The organism is Candidatus Zixiibacteriota bacterium, assembly GCA_026397505.1.
GTDB lineage: Bacteria > Zixibacteria > MSB-5A5 > GN15 > PGXB01 > JAPLUR01.
The window spans coordinates 43,146-61,030 of the sequence record JAPLUR010000125.1 but is presented as its reverse complement, the minus strand read 5'-3'; the positions used below and the strand labels follow the sequence as shown (position 1 = coordinate 61,030).

At 50.5% G+C, this 17,885-nt stretch carries 14 protein-coding genes; 9 read left to right on the top strand and 5 right to left on the bottom strand.

What is annotated here, in order from left to right; translation table 11 throughout:
* Positions 1–144: 144 nt before the first annotated feature.
* The 3 genes from NT002_13315 to NT002_13305 all read left to right on the top strand — a co-directional run bounded on the left by NT002_13315 (position 145) and on the right by NT002_13305 (position 6,545).
* The gene (locus NT002_13315) at positions 145–1,623 is read left to right on the top strand and encodes an aldehyde dehydrogenase family protein (GenBank protein ID MCX6830238.1); all 1,479 of its coding nucleotides are present in this window, start codon (positions 145–147) and stop codon (positions 1,621–1,623) included.
* Positions 1,624–1,881: 258 nt separating this feature from the next.
* Positions 1,882–4,275 (top strand): protein kinase, encoded by a 2,394-nt coding sequence (locus tag NT002_13310; protein MCX6830237.1) that lies wholly within the window; start codon positions 1,882–1,884, stop codon positions 4,273–4,275.
* Positions 4,272–6,545 carry a protein kinase gene (locus NT002_13305; protein MCX6830236.1) on the top strand — a complete coding sequence of 758 codons (2,274 nt, stop codon included), beginning with the start codon at positions 4,272–4,274 and terminating at the stop codon, positions 6,543–6,545. Before NT002_13310 ends, NT002_13305 begins: the two co-directional genes overlap by 4 nt.
* Before the next feature lie 8 nt (positions 6,546–6,553).
* On the opposite strand, the gene NT002_13300 is transcribed toward NT002_13305, so the two are convergent.
* Positions 6,554–6,700 carry a hypothetical protein gene (locus NT002_13300; GenBank protein ID MCX6830235.1) on the bottom strand — a complete coding sequence of 49 codons (147 nt, stop codon included), beginning with the start codon at positions 6,698–6,700 and terminating at the stop codon, positions 6,554–6,556.
* A gap of 1 nt (position 6,701) precedes the next feature.
* On the opposite strand from NT002_13300, the gene NT002_13295 reads away from it, so the two are divergent.
* From NT002_13295 to NT002_13275, 5 genes are all read left to right on the top strand, one after another.
* A complete protein-coding gene (locus NT002_13295; protein ID MCX6830234.1) occupies positions 6,702–7,781 on the top strand; it encodes a hypothetical protein in 1,080 nt (359 codons plus the stop codon).
* Positions 7,782–7,846: 65 nt separating this feature from the next.
* Entirely contained in the window at positions 7,847–8,170 is a 324-nt protein-coding gene (locus NT002_13290) for a hypothetical protein (GenBank protein MCX6830233.1), read from the top strand.
* Between the two features lie 167 nt (positions 8,171–8,337).
* Positions 8,338–11,175 (top strand): protein kinase, encoded by a 2,838-nt coding sequence (locus NT002_13285; protein MCX6830232.1) that lies wholly within the window; start codon positions 8,338–8,340, stop codon positions 11,173–11,175.
* A gap of 18 nt (positions 11,176–11,193) precedes the next feature.
* Positions 11,194–11,928 carry a class I SAM-dependent methyltransferase gene (locus tag NT002_13280; protein ID MCX6830231.1) on the top strand — a complete coding sequence of 245 codons (735 nt, stop codon included), beginning with the start codon at positions 11,194–11,196 and terminating at the stop codon, positions 11,926–11,928.
* On the top strand, positions 11,925–12,707 hold the full coding sequence (locus NT002_13275; GenBank protein MCX6830230.1) for an enoyl-CoA hydratase: 783 nt from the start codon (positions 11,925–11,927) through the stop codon (positions 12,705–12,707). Before NT002_13280 ends, NT002_13275 begins: the two co-directional genes overlap by 4 nt.
* Positions 12,708–13,017: 310 nt before the next feature.
* Here NT002_13275 and NT002_13270 read toward each other — a convergent pair whose 3' ends face one another.
* The 4 genes from NT002_13270 to NT002_13255 form a co-directional block, all read right to left on the bottom strand.
* Positions 13,018–13,449, bottom strand: coding sequence for a metalloregulator ArsR/SmtB family transcription factor (locus tag NT002_13270; GenBank protein ID MCX6830229.1), 432 nt, complete (start codon positions 13,447–13,449; stop codon positions 13,018–13,020).
* 305 nt (positions 13,450–13,754) lie between these two features.
* Entirely contained in the window at positions 13,755–14,786 is a 1,032-nt protein-coding gene (locus NT002_13265) for a radical SAM protein (GenBank protein ID MCX6830228.1), read from the bottom strand.
* 510 nt (positions 14,787–15,296) lie between these two features.
* A complete protein-coding gene (locus NT002_13260) occupies positions 15,297–16,616 on the bottom strand; it encodes an SPASM domain-containing protein (protein ID MCX6830227.1) in 1,320 nt (439 codons plus the stop codon).
* 329 nt (positions 16,617–16,945) lie between these two features.
* Positions 16,946–17,428 (bottom strand): DinB family protein, encoded by a 483-nt coding sequence (locus NT002_13255; protein ID MCX6830226.1) that lies wholly within the window; start codon positions 17,426–17,428, stop codon positions 16,946–16,948.
* Between the two features lie 183 nt (positions 17,429–17,611).
* Here NT002_13255 and NT002_13250 point away from each other — a divergent pair, with 183 nt between their 5' ends.
* Positions 17,612–17,875, top strand: coding sequence for a hypothetical protein (locus tag NT002_13250; GenBank protein MCX6830225.1), 264 nt, complete (start codon positions 17,612–17,614; stop codon positions 17,873–17,875).
* Positions 17,876–17,885: the final 10 nt, after the last annotated feature.

Sequence of the window (17,885 nt, the reverse complement as noted above, 5' to 3'; positions counted from 1 at the left end):
ATATATCATCTTTGTCAATTGTCCGTATAAAGATTAAGATATGGATGGAAATGAATCTGTAATCCTGATGAGATATTTTTTAGACATAAACGGGCCGTCGGCGGCGAATCGGCCAAACCTGACCCCGAATTGGAGAACGAGAGAATGCCCGAACCCGAAATAGGCTCCCTGACACAAGAAAAACTCAATTCCACAACCAACGGCGCCCCGCTCGATATTGATGCTGTCATGGAAAAGGCGGTCAATGCCGCTTCCGCTTTCCGGCAGTTTAATCAGGAGCAGACCGATAGGATTGTGAAAGCTGTCTATGAAGCGGGATTCAATAAACGTGTTCATCTGGCAAAGCTGGCCCATCAGGAGACCAAACTTGGTGTCTGGCAGGACAAAGTGATCAAAAATGTCATTGCCACCCAATTTGTTTATGAAGATGTAAAAGACCTGAAAACGGTCGGAGTAATATCGGAAGACAAGGAAAAAGGGATTGTCGAGATCGCTCAGCCTCTGGGTCCGATTTTTGCGGTTACACCGGTGACCAACCCGACCTCGACCGTCTTGTTCAAAATAATAATCTCTTTGAAATCAAGAAATCCCATTATCATCCGTCCTCACGGCGCGGCACGAAAATGCTCCATTGAAGCCGCCCGTATATGCTACGGGGCCGCTTTGGCGGCGGGCGCTCCCGAGCACTGTATTCAATGGATTGAGCGCTCCACGGAAAATGAGACGCTGCAATTTATGAAACACCGCCATACTGCTATGATTATCGCCACCGGTTCGACCGCCCTTGTGCGCGCCGCTTACAGTTCCGGCAATCCCGCTATTGGCGTCGGCCCCGGAAATGTCCCGGTATTTATCGGAAAGACGGCCGATGTGTCATTTGCCGTCGAGCAAATTTTCATTTCCAAGACATTCGACAACGGAACCGTCTGCGCGAGCGAACAGGCCCTGGTCGTAAGGAAATGCCATCTTGAGGAAGTAATCAAACAGTTCAAAGAGCGGAAAGCTTACTTTCTTTCGCCGGAGGAAATCAAACGCCTTGAGCCGGTTGTGTTCAACGTGTCGGCAAAAGTGATGCGTACCGAGGTTATCGGACAGCCGGCGCCGGTCATTGCCGAAATGGCTGGAATTCATGTCCCCGCGGACACGACCCTTTTGATTGCCGAGCTTGAGGTGGTAGGTATTCAATCGCCGATATCCCTGGAAATCCTGGCGCCGATTCTTGCCCTGTATGTCGCCGAGAATCTCGAACAAGCAATTGATTTATGTCGCCGGATCAACAACCACGGCGGTTTGGGACATACGATCAGCATGTTCTCCAACAACGAAGAAAGAATTCAATATTTCGCCTCGGTTATGAACGCCGGCCGGATTCTGGTTAACACACCCGCATCTCAGGGGGCCATGGGCGGCACCTATAACTCACTTCAGCCCTCGCTCACATTGGGGTGTGGAACCGGAGGGAAAAACATCACCACCGATAATATCTCGGCCCGTCATCTGCTGAATATTCAGCGGATCGCCAGACGCAAAGTGAATGGGTACATTAAAGCTTCGAATCTGGCTCTATATCTGGATGAAACTGTCGATGCGGCCAAGTTCGAACAAATATGCCATAAAGGCTGATTCCAAATTTCCACGATGGCCCGGTTTAATCCTACTCAACTTACGGCATAATCTGGACTAATCAAAAATAGTTGCTCCTCCGGAGCCTACTTATAACTCGCTGTCCAACAATTAGTTCTGGGGCTATCCGCCACTCTGGAAAGGGCGCGCCTTTGCCGCCATGAAATTTCCCGTTGCCGCCCTCATTATTTGAACCTAAATTAGTCTCGACAGTCCGAACATCCGACATCAATAACATTTGATTATCCGGGAGACCGAATGGTTTCTGATGACGCGTATGACGAAGATAAGACCCGCCCTCTTGCTGTTCTGACCAAAGGTCTTCTGGTTGGCCATTACAGAATACTCGAGAAGATCGGCGCCGGTGGGATGGGAGATGTATACCTCGCTGAAGACACCGAGCTCAATCGCAAAGTCGCGCTTAAGTTCCTTCCCCCTCATTTGTGTCAGGAAGCCGACTGTCGCGCCCGGTTCAAGCGTGAGGCCCAAGCGGCGGCCAAGCTGAGCCATCCCAATATTGTCACGATCTTTGAAGTCAGCGAATTCAATGGTCGCCCCTTTTTCGCCATGGAACATATTGAAGGTGAATCGCTGGCTGATCTTATAAAGAAGCGTGATCATTCTATTGAGAAGATTATTGATCTATCTATCCAGATCTGCGAGGGGCTGAATAAAGCTCATCAAGCAGGTATTACTCACCGCGATATCAAGCCATCCAATATTCTGACTGACCATGACGGTCGGGCAAAGATCGTCGACTTTGGATTGGCTTCAGTTCACGGTAGTGAGCACCTCACAAAGACGGGTTCGACTCTCGGCACCATCGGGTACATGTCACCTGAACAGGCTCGTGGTGAGGAAGTCGATGCCCGATCAGACCTGTTTTCCTTTGGCACTGTGCTATACGAGATGATTACTGGCAGGCCCCCATTTAAGGCCGAGTCTGAGATTGCGACGATCAAGAACATCGTCGAGGCGATTCCTGAACCTCTGGCGCGGTACAAGAGCGGCGTGCCGGATGAGCTTCAAAGGGTCCTTAGCAAAGCTCTGACCAAGGATAGGAATCTTCGTTACCAGCACGCCGATGAAATACTGGCTGACCTTCGGGCGATTCAGCGGGACGGGTCCCAGAACTCTCCACGCGGACATCAAAACAAGAAACTTCCATTGCTCATCGGAGGCAGTGTTCTTCTGCTCGCGATATTGATCGTGGGGTACTTTTACATGCGGCCCGAACACACGCCTCCGGCTACAAAGTCGATTGCGGTTCTCCCCTTTGTCGACATGAGCCCACAGAAGGACCAGGAATATTTCTGCGACGGTATGACTGAAGAAATTATCAATCGGCTGAGTAGCATTAAAAGCCTAAGAGTCCTGGCCAGAACGTCGGCGTTTTCGTTCAAAGGCAAGTCGGAGGACATAAAGATAATCGGCGAAAAACTCGGGGTGCAGACGGTGCTAGAAGGAAGCATTCGCAAATCGGCCAACCACCTTCGCATCACGATCCAGCTTATAAACGTTGCTGATGGCTATCATATGTGGTCCGAGACTTACGACCGTGATGTCAATGACATTTTTGCCATTCAAGATGATATATCCTCGTCGATCGTCAGCGCTCTTCAACTCAGACTTGCCGCTCAAGAGAAGCAACAGGTCGAGCGGCGCCCCATGGACAATGTTGATGCTTATGAATGCTATTTGAAGGCTGATCATGAGATCAATCGGTTCAATGAAGAGGGAATTCGCCGTGCCATCCAGTACCTCCAAAATGGTATCGATCTGATCGGTGACGATCCTCTGCTTTATTCGGGCATGGCCTCAGCTTTTTACCAATTGGTCAATATCGGAGCCGAACAAGAGGACTATTTAAAAAAGGGTATAGAATTGGCCCACAGAGCGCTGGCCCTAAACCCGGACCTTCCGGAAGCCCACGTTGTTCTGGCAAACCTTATATTTTGGGGTCCTTATCCCGAAAACATGCAGGGGGTTTTTCGCCAGAACAAGCTTGCATTGGAGTCTAATCCCAATGAGCCGGATGCGCTACGAAGTCTCGCCTTCAACTGCGCCCGCATGGGCCGAACTGCGGAAGCCAGCCAGTATCTTGCGCGCGCGGAAACTGTGGATCCCCTCAATACATGGAACCGCATTACTGCGGGATATATATATTTCTATGATGGTCGATATGATCTGGCCCTCCGAGAGTATGGCAAGGCATCCCAGGTGGATCAATTCAACCCGGCACTTCAATTCTTCTATGCTTGGGTATACGCGTTAACTGGGCAGAAGGATAGTGCTTTTCTCATTATCGATAGAATGGCGCAGACAGCTCCCGGTAATGCGCTTACCAAGTTCGGATTCATGCTGAAATATGGGTTGCAGAACGACAAGGAGAAGGCTTATCGGGAAATGACTCCGGAGCTTCAGATAACATGCCGACGAGATTCAGAGTGGTCTTATATCGTGGCAAGCATGTTTGCTCTATTTGATAATAAAGAAGAGTCTTTGGATTGGCTCGAAAATGCCGTCAACCGCGGCTTCATCAATTATAAGGCCCTGCAGCGTGATCCATTTCTCAAGAACGTACGCGGCGAGAAGCGATTTAATGACCTTCTGGAACGTGCAAAATATGAATGGGAGCATTTTGAAGTGTGAGCCAACCTGACGACGACAAGACCCGGACGCACGTGCCCTTGATTGGCGGTGTGATGGTTTCGCACTACCGGATCATCGAGAAGATCGGCGCCGGTGGGATGGGAGATGTATACCTCGCTGAAGACACCGAGCTCAATCGTAGAGTGGCCCTGAAGTTTCTACCGCCGCAACTTTGCCAAGACGCTGACTGCCGCGCCCGCTTCAAGCGCGAAGCCCAGGCGGCGGCAAAACTCGACCATCCCAATATCGTCTCGGTATTTGAAGTCGGCGAGTCTCAGGGTCGACCTTTCTTCTCCATGCAGCATGTCGAGGGTCAGTCGCTCAAAGAAATCTTGACTGGGAAATCACCGCCGCTGGATCGCATTCTTGAGATCGGGATTCAGATTTGTGACGGACTGCAGGCTGCTCATGAGAATGGCATCACGCACCGGGATATCAAGCCATCCAATATCCTGATCGATTCCCACGGACGAGCGCGGATAGTCGACTTTGGCCTCGCCTCAGTCATGGGATCTGATCATCTGACCAAGACTGGCTCGACAATGGGAACACTACATTATATGTCTCCTGAACAGACGCGCGGCGAGGAATTAGATTATCGTTCAGATATTTTTTCCTTGGGTGTCGTGCTATATGAAATGATTACGGGTCAGTTGCCCTTCAAGGGTGACCATGAACCAGCAGTTATTTATTCGATCGGATATGAGGAACCAGAGCCGCTGACGAGATATAAATCCGGAGTACCGGACGAATTGCAGCGGATTGTTGGTAAGATGCTGGCCAAAGACAAGAGTCTCCGATACCAGCACGCAGACGAACTAGTGGTAGATTTGAAAAGGGTCAGCCAACAATCTGAATTTCATGTTCTGACCGGGCAGCCTTCCATTGCTGTGCTACCATTTACAAATTTGAGTCCTGACCCGGAACAGGAGTATTTCTGCGACGGTATGGCGGAGGAGATTATTACCGCCCTGACGCAAATCGAGGATCTCCGGGTCATCGCTCGAACTTCGGCCTTTGCCTTCAAAGGCAAACACGAGGATATCCGCGATATCGGACGGAAACTCGACGTAACCGTGCTGCTCGAAGGCAGCGTGCGTAAAGCCGGATCACGGCTGCGCATCACCGCGCAGCTTATTAATGTCGAGGATGGTTCTCATCTTTGGTCGGAGCGATTCGATAGGGAATTGGAAGACATCTTTGCCGTTCAGGAAGAAATCGCCCAGGCAATCGTGGAAAAAATGAAGTTTAAACTGGCCCGAAAGCCGGAGGAATCGTTGATCCGAAAGCGGACCGAGAATCTGGAAGCGTACAGCCTGTTCTTGAAAGGTCGGTATTACTGGTACCAACTTACGCCCGAAGGCTGGAAACTAAGCCTCGATTGTTTTCGACAAGCGATCGCTATAGACCCGGAGTATGCCATGCCGTATACCTGGATAGCGATCTGGTACCAGAGTCAGGCGTTTTGGGCAGACATATCTCCGAATGAAGCCTACACCAGATCCACCGAGGCTATGGAGAAAGCTCTGCGCCTTGACCCGAATATTGCCGAGCTCTATAATGTACGGGCCGTATGGCGCTTTGCGTATGAATGGAACTGGGAGGCTGCGGAGCACGATTTTGAGAAAGCCCTGGAATTGGGGGCAACAACTGCTCTCTCCCATACGAATTTCTCGACTTTTCTGGTCACGCGCAGGCGGTTTGACGAAGCCACGCGGCATATGGAAATCGCCAGGAAGCTCGATCCCCTTTCGAGTCTGATCTGCACCTGGGCTGCACTCCCCCCTCTGAACGCCGGCGATTATGATAGGGCCATCGATTTATTGGACGCAGCTGTCAAACTGGATCCGACGTCTTGGCAGCCCTATTTCAATCTGGGCATGGCATATATGGGTCTTTCGAGAACCGACCATGCCATCGCCGTCTTGCAGAAATCATTCGACTATTCGGGCGGCGCTTCAATAGTGCTAATGGCGCTCTCAATCTGCTATTATCAGGCCGCCATGATGGACAAGGCTGACGAGTATTTGGATATGTTGCACGAGCGGGCAAAGTATGTCCACGTCGCTCCCATGTTTTTTGCATGGATTTCCATCGCGCGCGGCGATGTCGATCAGGGCGTTTCCTGGATTGAGAAAGCGAAGTTGGAACACGACCCCTGGATTTGTTATGCCGACTTGCCTGTGACCGTTTTGAAGAGCCAGGATCCGCGTATCAACGCCATACGCAGATCTATTGGATTGCCGGTTACGGGAACGGAGCACGAGTGATGGAAAAATCAGATGGAAACGACATAACCCGATCGCATGTTCAACTCGCACACGGCAGCATAATCGGGCACTACCGGATCGTCGAGAAAATCGGTGCCGGTGGAATGGGAGAGGTGTACCTTGCCAAAAAAACAGAGCCTTATCGAAAGGATCATTATGGCATTCGACCTTGAAAAGCTCTTTGTGAACGTATTTGCTCCCCGGATTGGGGATATCGTGACAATTATGTATGATCTGCCGCACGGCAGGATCCAGGACAATGATGAATGGCTGTATCGTCGTCACATGGCAGAGGATTGGCACAAACAGATTGAAGCATTCTCCCGGAAGTATGGAATAAGCGTCAATCCAATCGTCACCTATAAGGCGACTGGCTCGCATAATGCAAACATGCCTGAAAATGGGATGTGGAAAGGGCAACAGACCAGACTCGAAGACATTATCAGGGATTCGACAATCGTCATCTCAATGCCCGAGTTTTCCGCATCGGCTCCACTTATTGGATTCGTAAAGCAGTATGTGAATCTGCGGGCGGCGAGCCTTCCAACGGTAAGAAGGTCCATGGAAGAAACAGCGCTCTCGGCTGATTACAAGAAGGTCGCCGCGACCTGCGCCAGACTGGCGCCCCTTTTCGAGGGTTCTGACGGTATCGAGGTAACCTTTTCAACGGGCCACGCCTGTCATTTCGATATATCAGATCATAAGCGAGTCCTTCAGGATACCGGCTCGCTGCCTCCCGGTACCCGCTTCTATATGGAACGCTTTGCGAATCTTCCTGCCGGGGAAGTCGCCGTCTGTCCCAACGAGAAGGAAAACAGCCAAACGGAGGGCGAGATCCCCGCGCTCATTGATGGCGAAATGGTAGTTTTCGTGGTAAAGGCCAATCAGATCGTCGGAATCATAGGAGACGGTCCGATTGCGGAGAGGAAACGCGGGGAATTCAATGCCGAGAGAGCCCTTCGCCATATTGCGGAAGTGGCTATCGGCTGTAACGACCGGGCCGTTGTGACGGGCAACGTTCTGGAGGATGAAAAGGCGGGGTTTCATTGGGCCTACGGAAGAAGCGATTTTCTCGGTGGTACGGTGGGAGTCGACAACTTTACCTCTCCTGAAAAGGCGTACCACGAGGACATCGTTTATGCCAAGGGCAATCCAATTGTCTGCAAGCGACTTGATTTCATTTTCCCAGATGGAATGAGGAAGACGGTTATTATGAATGGGGTTCTTATCATCTAGGACTGAATCTTGGCCATCAGGTTCTTAAAGACGTGCAATCGGATGACCTTAGAGGAGATAAAGGTATGAGCATTTTCTTGGTAGAGACATATGTCGTCAAAGTGGAAAGGCAGGCCAGTTTTACGCCGTTGCTGAATGAGTTTCTACAGTATAAGAAGGACCACGCGGAGCTTTTTGACGGCGTGCTGTCGTGGAAACTCTATAAGCAATCATACGGCCAGATGGCTGGTATGTACATTGAAGTCTGGGAATACGAGAGCCTTGCGCAAATGGACATAATCAACAAGAGAATATTTGAGGATGAGGTGATGAAGAAAATCAACGTGGAGTTTCACCGGCTAGTAGAGCCCGTGACCTTCTCTAAGTGCATTTGGAGCCAAGTAGCATAGGGCACTATTGCAAGACCGCCCTATTCCTCAAGAAATGCTGTTTCGTTATGCTTGCAGGTCTTGTCTACCCGTTAGCTTGTTGCCTTATTTGTTTGCAAAGTATATCTTGAACGTTGGTAACATACAATCGGCGGCCTGAAAACCGTTAAACCGGGAGATTGCCAAAAGTGCCGGAAAGCGATTCAAACGACATCACCCGATCGCACATTCATCTCGCGAAGGACACCATAATTGCACACTACCGGATCATCGAGAAGATCGGCGCCGGTGGCATGGGCGAGGTCTATCTTGCCGAGGACATCAAGCTGAACCGACAGGTAGCACTGAAATTTCTTCCGGCGGCCATGACCACCGATCCTGATTTCAGGGCTCGTTTCAAACGTGAGGCGCAGGCCGCGGCCAAACTAAATCATCCCAATATAGTGACCATCCATGAGGTCGCCGAAGAGCATAACCGGGTATTCATCGCAATGGAGTTTGTGCGGGGGCATCCCCTCGGCGATTTCATCGGTTCAAAAGATATAACCCCCTCACAGATTGCCCGCCTCGCGATACAAATATGTGACGGTTTGGCGGCCGCGCATGATGCCGGTATTGTGCACCGTGACATCAAGCCGTCCAATATCATCCTCGATGAAACCGGCCGCGTGCGTCTGCTCGATTTTGGACTCGCCAAAGTCCAACAGGACGAGCAAATCACTCAGACCGGAGCCACCCTTGGTACTGTGAACTATATGTCTCCCGAACAGGCCGAGGGGGGAGAAGTCGATAGCCGAAGCGATCTCTTCTCACTCGGTATTGTTCTGTATGAATTGCTCACCGGTAAGGCGCCTTTCAGGAAAGCCAATATGCCGGCCACCATCCATGCCATCGTTAACGTGCAACCAAAACCTCTGGCTGATTTCGATTTTGAGACCGCTTCGGTCTGGCAGCCCGTTATTGATAAGGCTCTCGCCAAGAATGTCGCCGCACGGTATCAGAGTGCTTCGGAAATGGCCATTGCTTTGGCTCAATTTACTGGCGGCGATACAGCCGGCCTTAATATGCAAATCCCCCGGGTTGTCCAGGTCACGGCGCCGCAATCTCTGGCCGTGCTGTACCTTCGAAATCTCGGAAATCCCGATGATGAATATCTCAGCTACGGCTTAACGGAAGATCTCATCGTCGATATGACGCGCCTCCGGAACCTGAGAGTCGCACCCATGCGCTCCATTCTGAAATGGAAGGACTCGGATGCAGAACTTGAGGAAATCGCCCGCAGGCTTGATGTCAATCTCGTTTTGGATGGTTCGATTTTGAAAGCCAGTGATACGATACGTGTATCGATCCAGCTTGTTGATGCTCGCAGCAAGAAGAACATCTGGGCGGAACGCTGGGAGCGACCGGTGGGTGAGATCCCCCATATCAAACGGGCCCTGGCGCAAGGGATAAACCTGGCGCTTGGAGTTAATACTTCGCAGCGATCATCGCGCGCGGGGGTCTCCGAAATTATCAGTCCGCAAGCCTACGAGTACTACCTGCGAGCAAAGTATGCTTTCGAACATAAACGTGACAAAGCGGATGTGGAAATTGCACTTGGGATGTATCGGCGGGCGGCGGAGATGGAGCCGGGTCTGCTCCCTGCCCGAGCCGGTATTGCCGGAGTTCACCTTTTCAAAGGCGAATATGCTTTGGCCGATCGCGAACTGCTCGAGGCGCTCAAGGATGCACGGTCCCGCATGTTGAAGTCGGAAGAGGCATTTCTGCTGCGTATCCTGGCAACCTCTTATACCATCCAATCAAAATGGGATCAAGCCTGGGAGACGGGTCAGCAAGCACTCGGACTGAACCGGGAGACTTCCGATCTGGCCGGAGAGGCCGAAACCCTCGCGGTTCTCATCAATATTCTCCAGCCGCGCGCACAATTCGATAAGGCTCTTGAGCTTTTCCAGCGGGTGCTGGAGATATACAAACAGTTGGGGGATCAGGAAAAAGCCTCGGAGGCCCTCAAGAACATTGGCGGCATTTACTATTATAAGGGGGATTATGCCAGGGCAGCCGAGCTTTTTGCAGAGGCATTGGCGGTAGCTCGCAGACGGGAGGATCAATCGCTCGAGGCAAAATGTCTGAACAATATCGGCATCACACATATCAATAGCGGTAATTTCGGCGAAGCGCTGCACAACCTTCTGGATGCTCTGCGCATTTACGAGCAACTGGGTGAAGATCAGATGACAATCGCCACAACCCTCAACAATATTGCGTTTGTCTACGGTTCCCAGGGTGACTACCGCAGGGCCATTGAACTCAATGAAAGGGGTTCCGCCGTTCACAAACAGCAGTCGAATCTTCAGGGTTATCTGATTTCCCAAAGTAATATTGCCCACGATCTCACGGTAATCGGAGATTATGAGAAGGCTATCAAAATTGCCTCGGATGTCTTGGTTTCGGCAAACGAGTTGAACCTCCCGGTAGCCCTCAGCTCCGCCCATACCAATCTCGGCACAGCTTATTTTTGGAAAGGAGACAGAGAGCAGGCCCTGGAGCACCTGCATAAGGCAGTCAAAGTAGCCGATGACTCTGAACTGCGCGGAAGCCAAACCAGCCCACATTCACGTCTGGCTGAGTTTCATTACCATTATAATGATATTGTCCTTAGTCGCGAGCACTGCCGGTCCTGTCTGCAATTGCTCGGCCCGCAGGATCGGGGACCGATCTGGATGCGGGCATCGACCATTGAGGCGGCTCTGACCGCACAGGATAACGACCCGGATTCGGCCATCCCGCAACTGCGGCGGTTCGTTGAGGAGGCGCATCAGATGGGCAGCCCGGAGTTGATTATATTCACTCAACGCCATCTGGGTGTCATCCTTATGAAACAGGGGCAAAACCCGGAGTTACATGAAGAAAGTCGCCGGATTCTGCAGAGCGCTCTGGAGCTGGCGGCGAAAATAGAAATCGAACACGAAATCCGATGGATCAGCGAAATATTGGGGGCGCAACATGCTTCTGACGATATAAATTGAGCATAAAAGATGATCATTATGGAAATATTCAATTCCTATGATGACGCCAGACGCGCCGAGGCGTACGCCAAACTGGAATTTCCCGGCACATATTATCTGGCATATCGCGACCTGCCCGGAATCATCTTTGAACATATCAAAGGAAACAAAGCTCTGGATTTCGGATGCGGTACCGGCCGTTCGACAAGATTCCTACAGAAATGCGGCTTTGATACCGTCGGTGTTGATATATCCTCGGACATGATTAAGAAAGCAAAGGAAATTGATCCCGATGGAGAATATTATCTCGTCGGCGATGGCGACTTCAGCCGGTTTAAAAGCGACACCTGCGATCTTGTTCTGTCTGCATTCACATTTGACAATATCCCCACGATGGAAAAAAAGGTCCGGATATTACAAGAGATCGGACGGATATTAAAAAGGGAAGGGGCCCTGGTCAACCTTGTCTCATCCCCCGAAATTTATTTAAATGAATGGGCGTCATTCTCCACCAAAGATTATCCGGAAAACAGATTCGCCAAAAGCGGCGACAAAGTAAAAATCATCATAACGGATATAGGCGACAAAAGACCGGTCGAGGATATTGTCTGGACCGATGAATCCTATCGGGAGGTATATAGTAAAGCCGGATTGGAATTAGTCAAGACCCATAAACCTTTGGCCAAGGAAAGTGAGCCATATAATTGGGTCAATGAAACCCGAATCGCCCCCTGGGTTATATATGTTTTAAAGAAGGCAGCTTCACAGTCATGAATCGAAACGAGCCCATAGCCAATATTGTAATTGAAAATCAGGATGGCATATCCTGCATCATGATGAATCGACCGGAAAAGAAAAACGCCCTCACCATCGCCATGTATTCAGCCATGACCGATTCCATTCAACAAGCCGAAAGGGACGGCAGAGTTCGGGTTATCTTAATCCAGGGCGCGGGTGGATGCTTTACCAGCGGGAACGATCTGAAAGATTTCCTCGATTCTCCTCCCAAAGATGAGAACAGCCCGGTATTCGCTTTCATGAAAGCGATAAGCCGGGCGGAGAAACCGATCGTCGCGTCGGTCTCCGGACTGGCCGTGGGCATCGGCACCACCATGCTTCTGCACTGCGATCTGGTTTATGCCGGCGCCAATACAAAATTCTCCGTGCCCTTTGTCAATCTGGGGCTTTGCCCCGAGGCCGGTTCGAGTTTTCTCCTGCCGCTTCTGGCCGGGCATCGGCGCGCCTCCGAGCTGTTGCTTCTGGGGGAATCCTTTACGGCAGAGAAAGCCAAAGAGATTGGACTGGTGAATGCTGTCTGCGATGATACCGAGGTTCTGCACCTTGCCATGGAGCAGGCCCGGAAACTCGCCGCCCAGCCGCCTGCCTCTGTCCGCCTGACCAAGGCAATGCTGAAAAAGGCCAACGCCGAGATAGTCAGCCAAACTATTTCCGATGAAGGCAGGCTTTTGATGGAACGTCTTAAATCGCCCGAAGCCGCCGCGGCTTTCAAGACCTTCTTTGAACGCCATAAACCCAATGCTCAAAAAACCTAATTGTATTCATTACCGGCGCAATCCTGATTAATTAGAGATTGATCGCCTTTTTCGGTTCTGCTTACATTTTGCTTTTAAACCCAGCCCCTGCACTCCGCGGCGTCATTCTGCAGATAGGCGACATCCAATTTGATTGTCAATTATCCGGAAATCTGATATATTACTCTCGGCCCGTCCAGACTGAAAAAAATTGGGGCCCCTCATCGGGACCCCGGTTAACCTCTAGTCGGATGGGCCTTTTAGTGTCCTACCCGGGACAACCGTTTAGCGCCGCTGCAACAACGAGCAACGCGCGGAACCAAGAACCGTCTCATCGCCGGCCTCCTTTCTTTCGTGTTCCAATATTAACATTTCTCACCGGGGCAATTGTATCGTACGAACCAACCCCTTTCCTGTTTTTTTTGCTTTTCACCGGAACATCGCATACTGCATTCCCACTGCGGGGGATCACCACCATGCTGCAGCAAGGGAATGAATCGGCCAGGTCCACACAAACCATGCGCAGATTCTCGGCATTCAGTTCATATCGGACATGCTGCCCTTTGCGGCTTCGTTTCACCAGCCCGACGGCGGTCAGCGCCTGCAGGTGACGGGTTATCGTCGGTTGGGAGAGGTTGAAGAATGAGACAATCTCCCCCACTGTACGCGGTTTGGCCTCAAGCATCAGGAGGATCTTAAGCCTCGTGCTGTCAGCCATGGCCCGAAAAACGGGCGCCAGAATTATGTCGACTTTTTCTTTCATGGTTTCATGGGCATATACGCATATATGTATATATTGGTTTCAGGTTTTTGTCAAGATTTTTTAATAATCGGCAAAATGGAACTGGACGAGCACGGCTGTTAGTCGACAAGTCGTTGTGGGAATTGGTATTAACCGTCACTTTCCATCGGGCCGACAACCAGGCATTTTTCGCCCCGCGATTGTGCCGCAGGCGGAAAGTGAGACCTCACGACATTTCCAAAATTCCTTTGTGCGTTTTCGACCGCCATGCGGATTTATCGTAAGCCCCTAGACAGTTCCGCTTTCGGCAGACGATACCATGTTATCTATTTGGGGTGCTTCACCGCTTTGGATTTATTCTTTACCCGGTACAAACAAAGCGGAAATGAAGCATAAAGATCGCCGGTGTGGCATTTGGTTATCCCGCGGCAGGCGCCATGGCAATGCTTCAAATGCCGGCAATCGCGGCAGACGCCGTGAATATCTTGCGGCCTTAAATCGGAAACGGCCGTCATCTTGGGATCGTTCCAAATATCGGCTAGCGACCGTTTTCGAACATTGCCGATAAGATTCTCTTTTCCTAAAAGAGAAGTACAGGGGAAAACATCCCCGGTGCAGGTAAGATAGAACATGCTCTTGCCGGCCATACATTCATGGAAATAGTAATACGGCGGCGGCGGGCCGAAAGCCGGATCAAAAGCAATCATCGGTTTCTCACTGCCATAATGCTTGGAAACGAACTTTTTCAGGTCCCCCTTCCGTTCCGTAAATCCAAGCCGGTGATTCTGACTTTTTCCCCGTCCAAAAGGAACAAATCCGCAGAATCGAACACAGTCAACTCCTTCGTGTGTCGCCAGTTTTATATATTCGGGAGCATCATCAAGATTCTCCTCGCCGATCAGCATGGCCATCGTCACGCTGTACCCCAGCCTCCTGCAGATACGTACCGCCTCAAGGGCTTTGTAGAACTCCTCGGTTGTGGCCCGCCTTATTCGGTTGTTCCATTCGGGCGTCGAACCATCGATACTTATCTGAACCATCCTGACACCGGCTTTCTGCAGACTTCGGGCCCTTTTCTCATCCAGAAGAACCCCATTGCTGGTGATGGCCGATTTTATACCCATTTCCGCGGCATACGATATCAGCTTCTCCAGATCTCCACGCAGCAACGGTTCTCCGCCCGTCCAGCCGATAAATCCGGTTCCCATCTCTTTTAAGGATTTGATTATGTTAAGAGATTCGGCGGTGCTCAACTCGCGCAGTGGTTTCTTGGTGGCGGCGCTGTAGCAATGCGGACAGGTCAGATTGCAGAACCGGGTTATTTCCCAGCCAATTCTCTCCGGTTTTTCGATTCTCATTATAGCAGTCATTCTCTTTCAAGTTCGCGTCGGCTATGAGAAAGCGCGGACTTCCAGCGAAATCAACGCGCTTTCTGCATCCGTGATCAAAAGATTCTCATTACGACAACCGGTTTATTCTCATGGCGCCGTAATAGAGAGTGAGGTTGCGTCGGCCGGAATAGCTTTGTCTGAAGCTATTCATCAACTCCATCCGGACATGCCGCCCGACCACAACCCTGCCTCTTCCCGAATCCAGGTCACATTTCGATAACGGCGGCTTTGAAGACGGGGATTGTGTCAAATTAAATGCTGTCTGATATTCTTTTTCAGCCTTCCGGCACACGGTCCAGGCGGTCTGATAAATTCGATTTTCCCTCAGGGGGGGGACAGCCACGTAATTTGAACTTCAACACCCTTTCTCCCCAAAGTCAACTGTCAATCGATTGAGCAGACCGGGTAGATGATCCAGAGTTTCTGGTAGCACCAGCATGGTCTGCGGGCATCGCAACCCTTCTGAATAGTCTTCATCTATATCACCTCCTTTCTGAGATCGCATTCATATCTCAATGTCAGCATTTCTTTGAGGTTATATTTCCATGAAGTGCAACTACCCACTCTGCGCCCTTTCTCCAGTGACTGACGCGGGCAGCCGCCCATGCAGATGGGCAGAATTGAGCACGAAACACACTCTTCTCTTTCGAACGGATCCCAACCCAGATACTTGAGAAGATTGGCTTCCTGACGAGGCGTAAGCTCTTCGGAAAAAACATTGCCGACCGACCATTCGGGAATGGCAATATCCTCCCAGCATTTGAAAACATCTCCCGAAGGTGTAAAGACAAAGGAGCCGTCCGTATCCGCGCCGCAATGTCCCCCCAGAGTAAGCGAGGGGTACTCGATCCGATAAAAACCGCTGTCAATCAGCCTGCGGTAAAGCCCGGTCAGATGCACCGAAAATTCCTCCGTCGCCAGGCAATGTTTCGCAATATCGGCGCAGACTCCCTCCGAATCATGAACCTGCGCGAAATGCATGTTGACCCTGGGAAGAATCCCCTTTTTATCCAGTTCCTCGACAACCGCAAAAGCATTATCAACATTCTGCCGGTCAACATTGACACGAACAATGATTTTCAAGATCTCCGAGGATTCAGTCAGATTGGACAGAATCCGGTCATATGTGCCGGAGCCGTTATGTAATTTTCGCCTTCTGTCATGTATCTCCCGGGGGCCGTCTATCGTAACCTGGGCCGATTCGACGCCAAACCCCTTCAGCCGTTCCGCCAATTTGCCGTCAAGCAAGAATCCGTTGGTGATAATCGAAGCGGGATCAAAACGGGAGCCGCATTTTTCAGCCAGTTCTCTTAAACTGTTCTGAAGCCTTTCAATTGTGGGGACACAGAGGGTCGGCTCCCCGCCGAACCATATGACCCCGGCAAATTCGGCCTTTTTCATATATTTTTCGCTGAATTTCACGATCGCCTGCTCGGTCTCTGCATTCATCCGCCCCGGCCGCTGGTTTTCAAAGCAGTATTCACAGCTGAAATTGCACCCCAGGGTAGGTGCAATGGTCAAGAAGAAAGCATTCTTATCAAAACGGCAGCGTCTGTTTCGTACTTTCAGGAATTCAAGTTCATCCAATTCGTCTTCGACAAGGTATCTGCCATCGACCAGAGCCTGATAAATTTCCTTCTCATCTTCGGTCGCAGGCTGAGATGAATTTTCCATCAGTCCGGCAACCAGAGAGGCATTTTCGGGATAGATTTCCGAAAGAGTGGCGCTGAGCCCGTTAAAAGCCAGCTTTCGCCCACCCTCCAGGTCAATAAAAACATTATATCGAGATGGCTTCATAAAATCCCCGGCTCGGATTTCTGAAAGAATCGGAAAAAGAACTCAGAACAGACCGCATTTCAGCGAATTCTCCAATGCTTGATAATTTGGCCGTCTTAATCCAAGTCAAAGTTATTGGAATAAACCCGCGGCGTCAAGGGAAATAAGACTTCAGGAAAGGAATAAAAGCAATTATGCCTCACTCCTGGTAAATACCACTAAGCGACTGCCTGCCATAACGTTGAAAGTCACAAAGATCTTCCGGCCTCACTCATGATCGCTTCATCGGGAAAATTGAAACAGGGCGGCGCGGCCTCAATATCCTTCCAGGCAATGCTGTTTACTCACTCTCATCCGAACGGGCGCTTTCGGCTCAGGATTTTCCGCATATAAACTATCTGCCCGGCATGATAGAAATCATGCATACAGAGAAATGACAACCTCTGCCAGAGCGGCACTTTGCTCTGGTCATCACCCACCATTTTCCCCAGGTCGTCATCATAGAGCCGCGAGTAAGCGCTTGTCATCTGCTCATATATCCGGAAAAGTCTCTCCCTGAGATCAGCCCATGGCGGATAGACCGATGGGTCATCGGAAATCTCCGACCCGCCGCCGAACATCTTGCCCCATTTTGGATAATCCTCAATTATGGCGCCGGTTAAAGATAGGGCATAGCCGTTGGTATTAAACAGATGTCCCGTCAGCCAGCAGATATGATTAAGCCGCTCCTCACCTCGAACCATCGAATCCTCGGGCGTGACGTCATCAAGAAGCCTTTTCAGCACCGCCTGATTGGTTTTCACCATGTAAAGAAGATGTTCACGAATATCCATCTAATTGCTCCTTCGTTTGATTTTAGCTATATCTCACCAAATATATCTGGATATTAATCGTACGTAATGTTTTTTGAGTGACCTGCAGCAGGCCACGACAAATCTGCTGCTGACTTATGGAAATTTATGCAAATAATCACCGCAATAAATGTTTATATCCAAATTAAAATAGGGGAGGGCGAGATGACACTGTTCAATCTTCTCGAGACAGGAACCATTGTCATAACATCTATAACATCCATTGGGTTAGCACTAATTCTATATTGCGATGATGATAACTCTCCTGCGGAGAGCCAACTCCTTGTTTCCATTGTCTGGGAAACAATCTTCGGTGGCGTCGGAGACGAGTTTGCCTATTCCATGGTGACTACCAATGATGGTGGTGCCATGCCGGGGTCGGCAGCACTGCTTCTTTCGGTAGCGGCGGCAAAAATGTTTATCTGGTAAAAATCAATTC

Coding starts and splice junctions, on each gene's coding strand:
- NT002_13295 (MCX6830234.1), top strand. CDS start 6,702: ATGGCATTCGACCTTGAAAAGCTCTTTGTGAACGTATTTGCTCCCCGG.
- NT002_13290 (MCX6830233.1), top strand. CDS start 7,847: ATGAGCATTTTCTTGGTAGAGACATATGTCGTCAAAGTGGAAAGGCAG.
- NT002_13265 (MCX6830228.1), bottom strand. CDS start 14,786: ATGAGAATCGAAAAACCGGAGAGAATTGGCTGGGAAATAACCCGGTTC.
- NT002_13310 (MCX6830237.1), top strand. CDS start 1,882: ATGGTTTCTGATGACGCGTATGACGAAGATAAGACCCGCCCTCTTGCT.
- NT002_13300 (MCX6830235.1), bottom strand. CDS start 6,700: ATGATCCTTTCGATAAGGCTCTGTTTTTTTGGCAAGGTACACCTCTCC.
- NT002_13250 (MCX6830225.1), top strand. CDS start 17,612: ATGACACTGTTCAATCTTCTCGAGACAGGAACCATTGTCATAACATCT.
- NT002_13255 (MCX6830226.1), bottom strand. CDS start 17,428: ATGGATATTCGTGAACATCTTCTTTACATGGTGAAAACCAATCAGGCG.
- NT002_13280 (MCX6830231.1), top strand. CDS start 11,194: ATGGAAATATTCAATTCCTATGATGACGCCAGACGCGCCGAGGCGTAC.
- NT002_13270 (MCX6830229.1), bottom strand. CDS start 13,449: ATGAAAGAAAAAGTCGACATAATTCTGGCGCCCGTTTTTCGGGCCATG.
- NT002_13260 (MCX6830227.1), bottom strand. CDS start 16,616: ATGAAGCCATCTCGATATAATGTTTTTATTGACCTGGAGGGTGGGCGA.
- NT002_13315 (MCX6830238.1), top strand. CDS start 145: ATGCCCGAACCCGAAATAGGCTCCCTGACACAAGAAAAACTCAATTCC.
- NT002_13275 (MCX6830230.1), top strand. CDS start 11,925: ATGAATCGAAACGAGCCCATAGCCAATATTGTAATTGAAAATCAGGAT.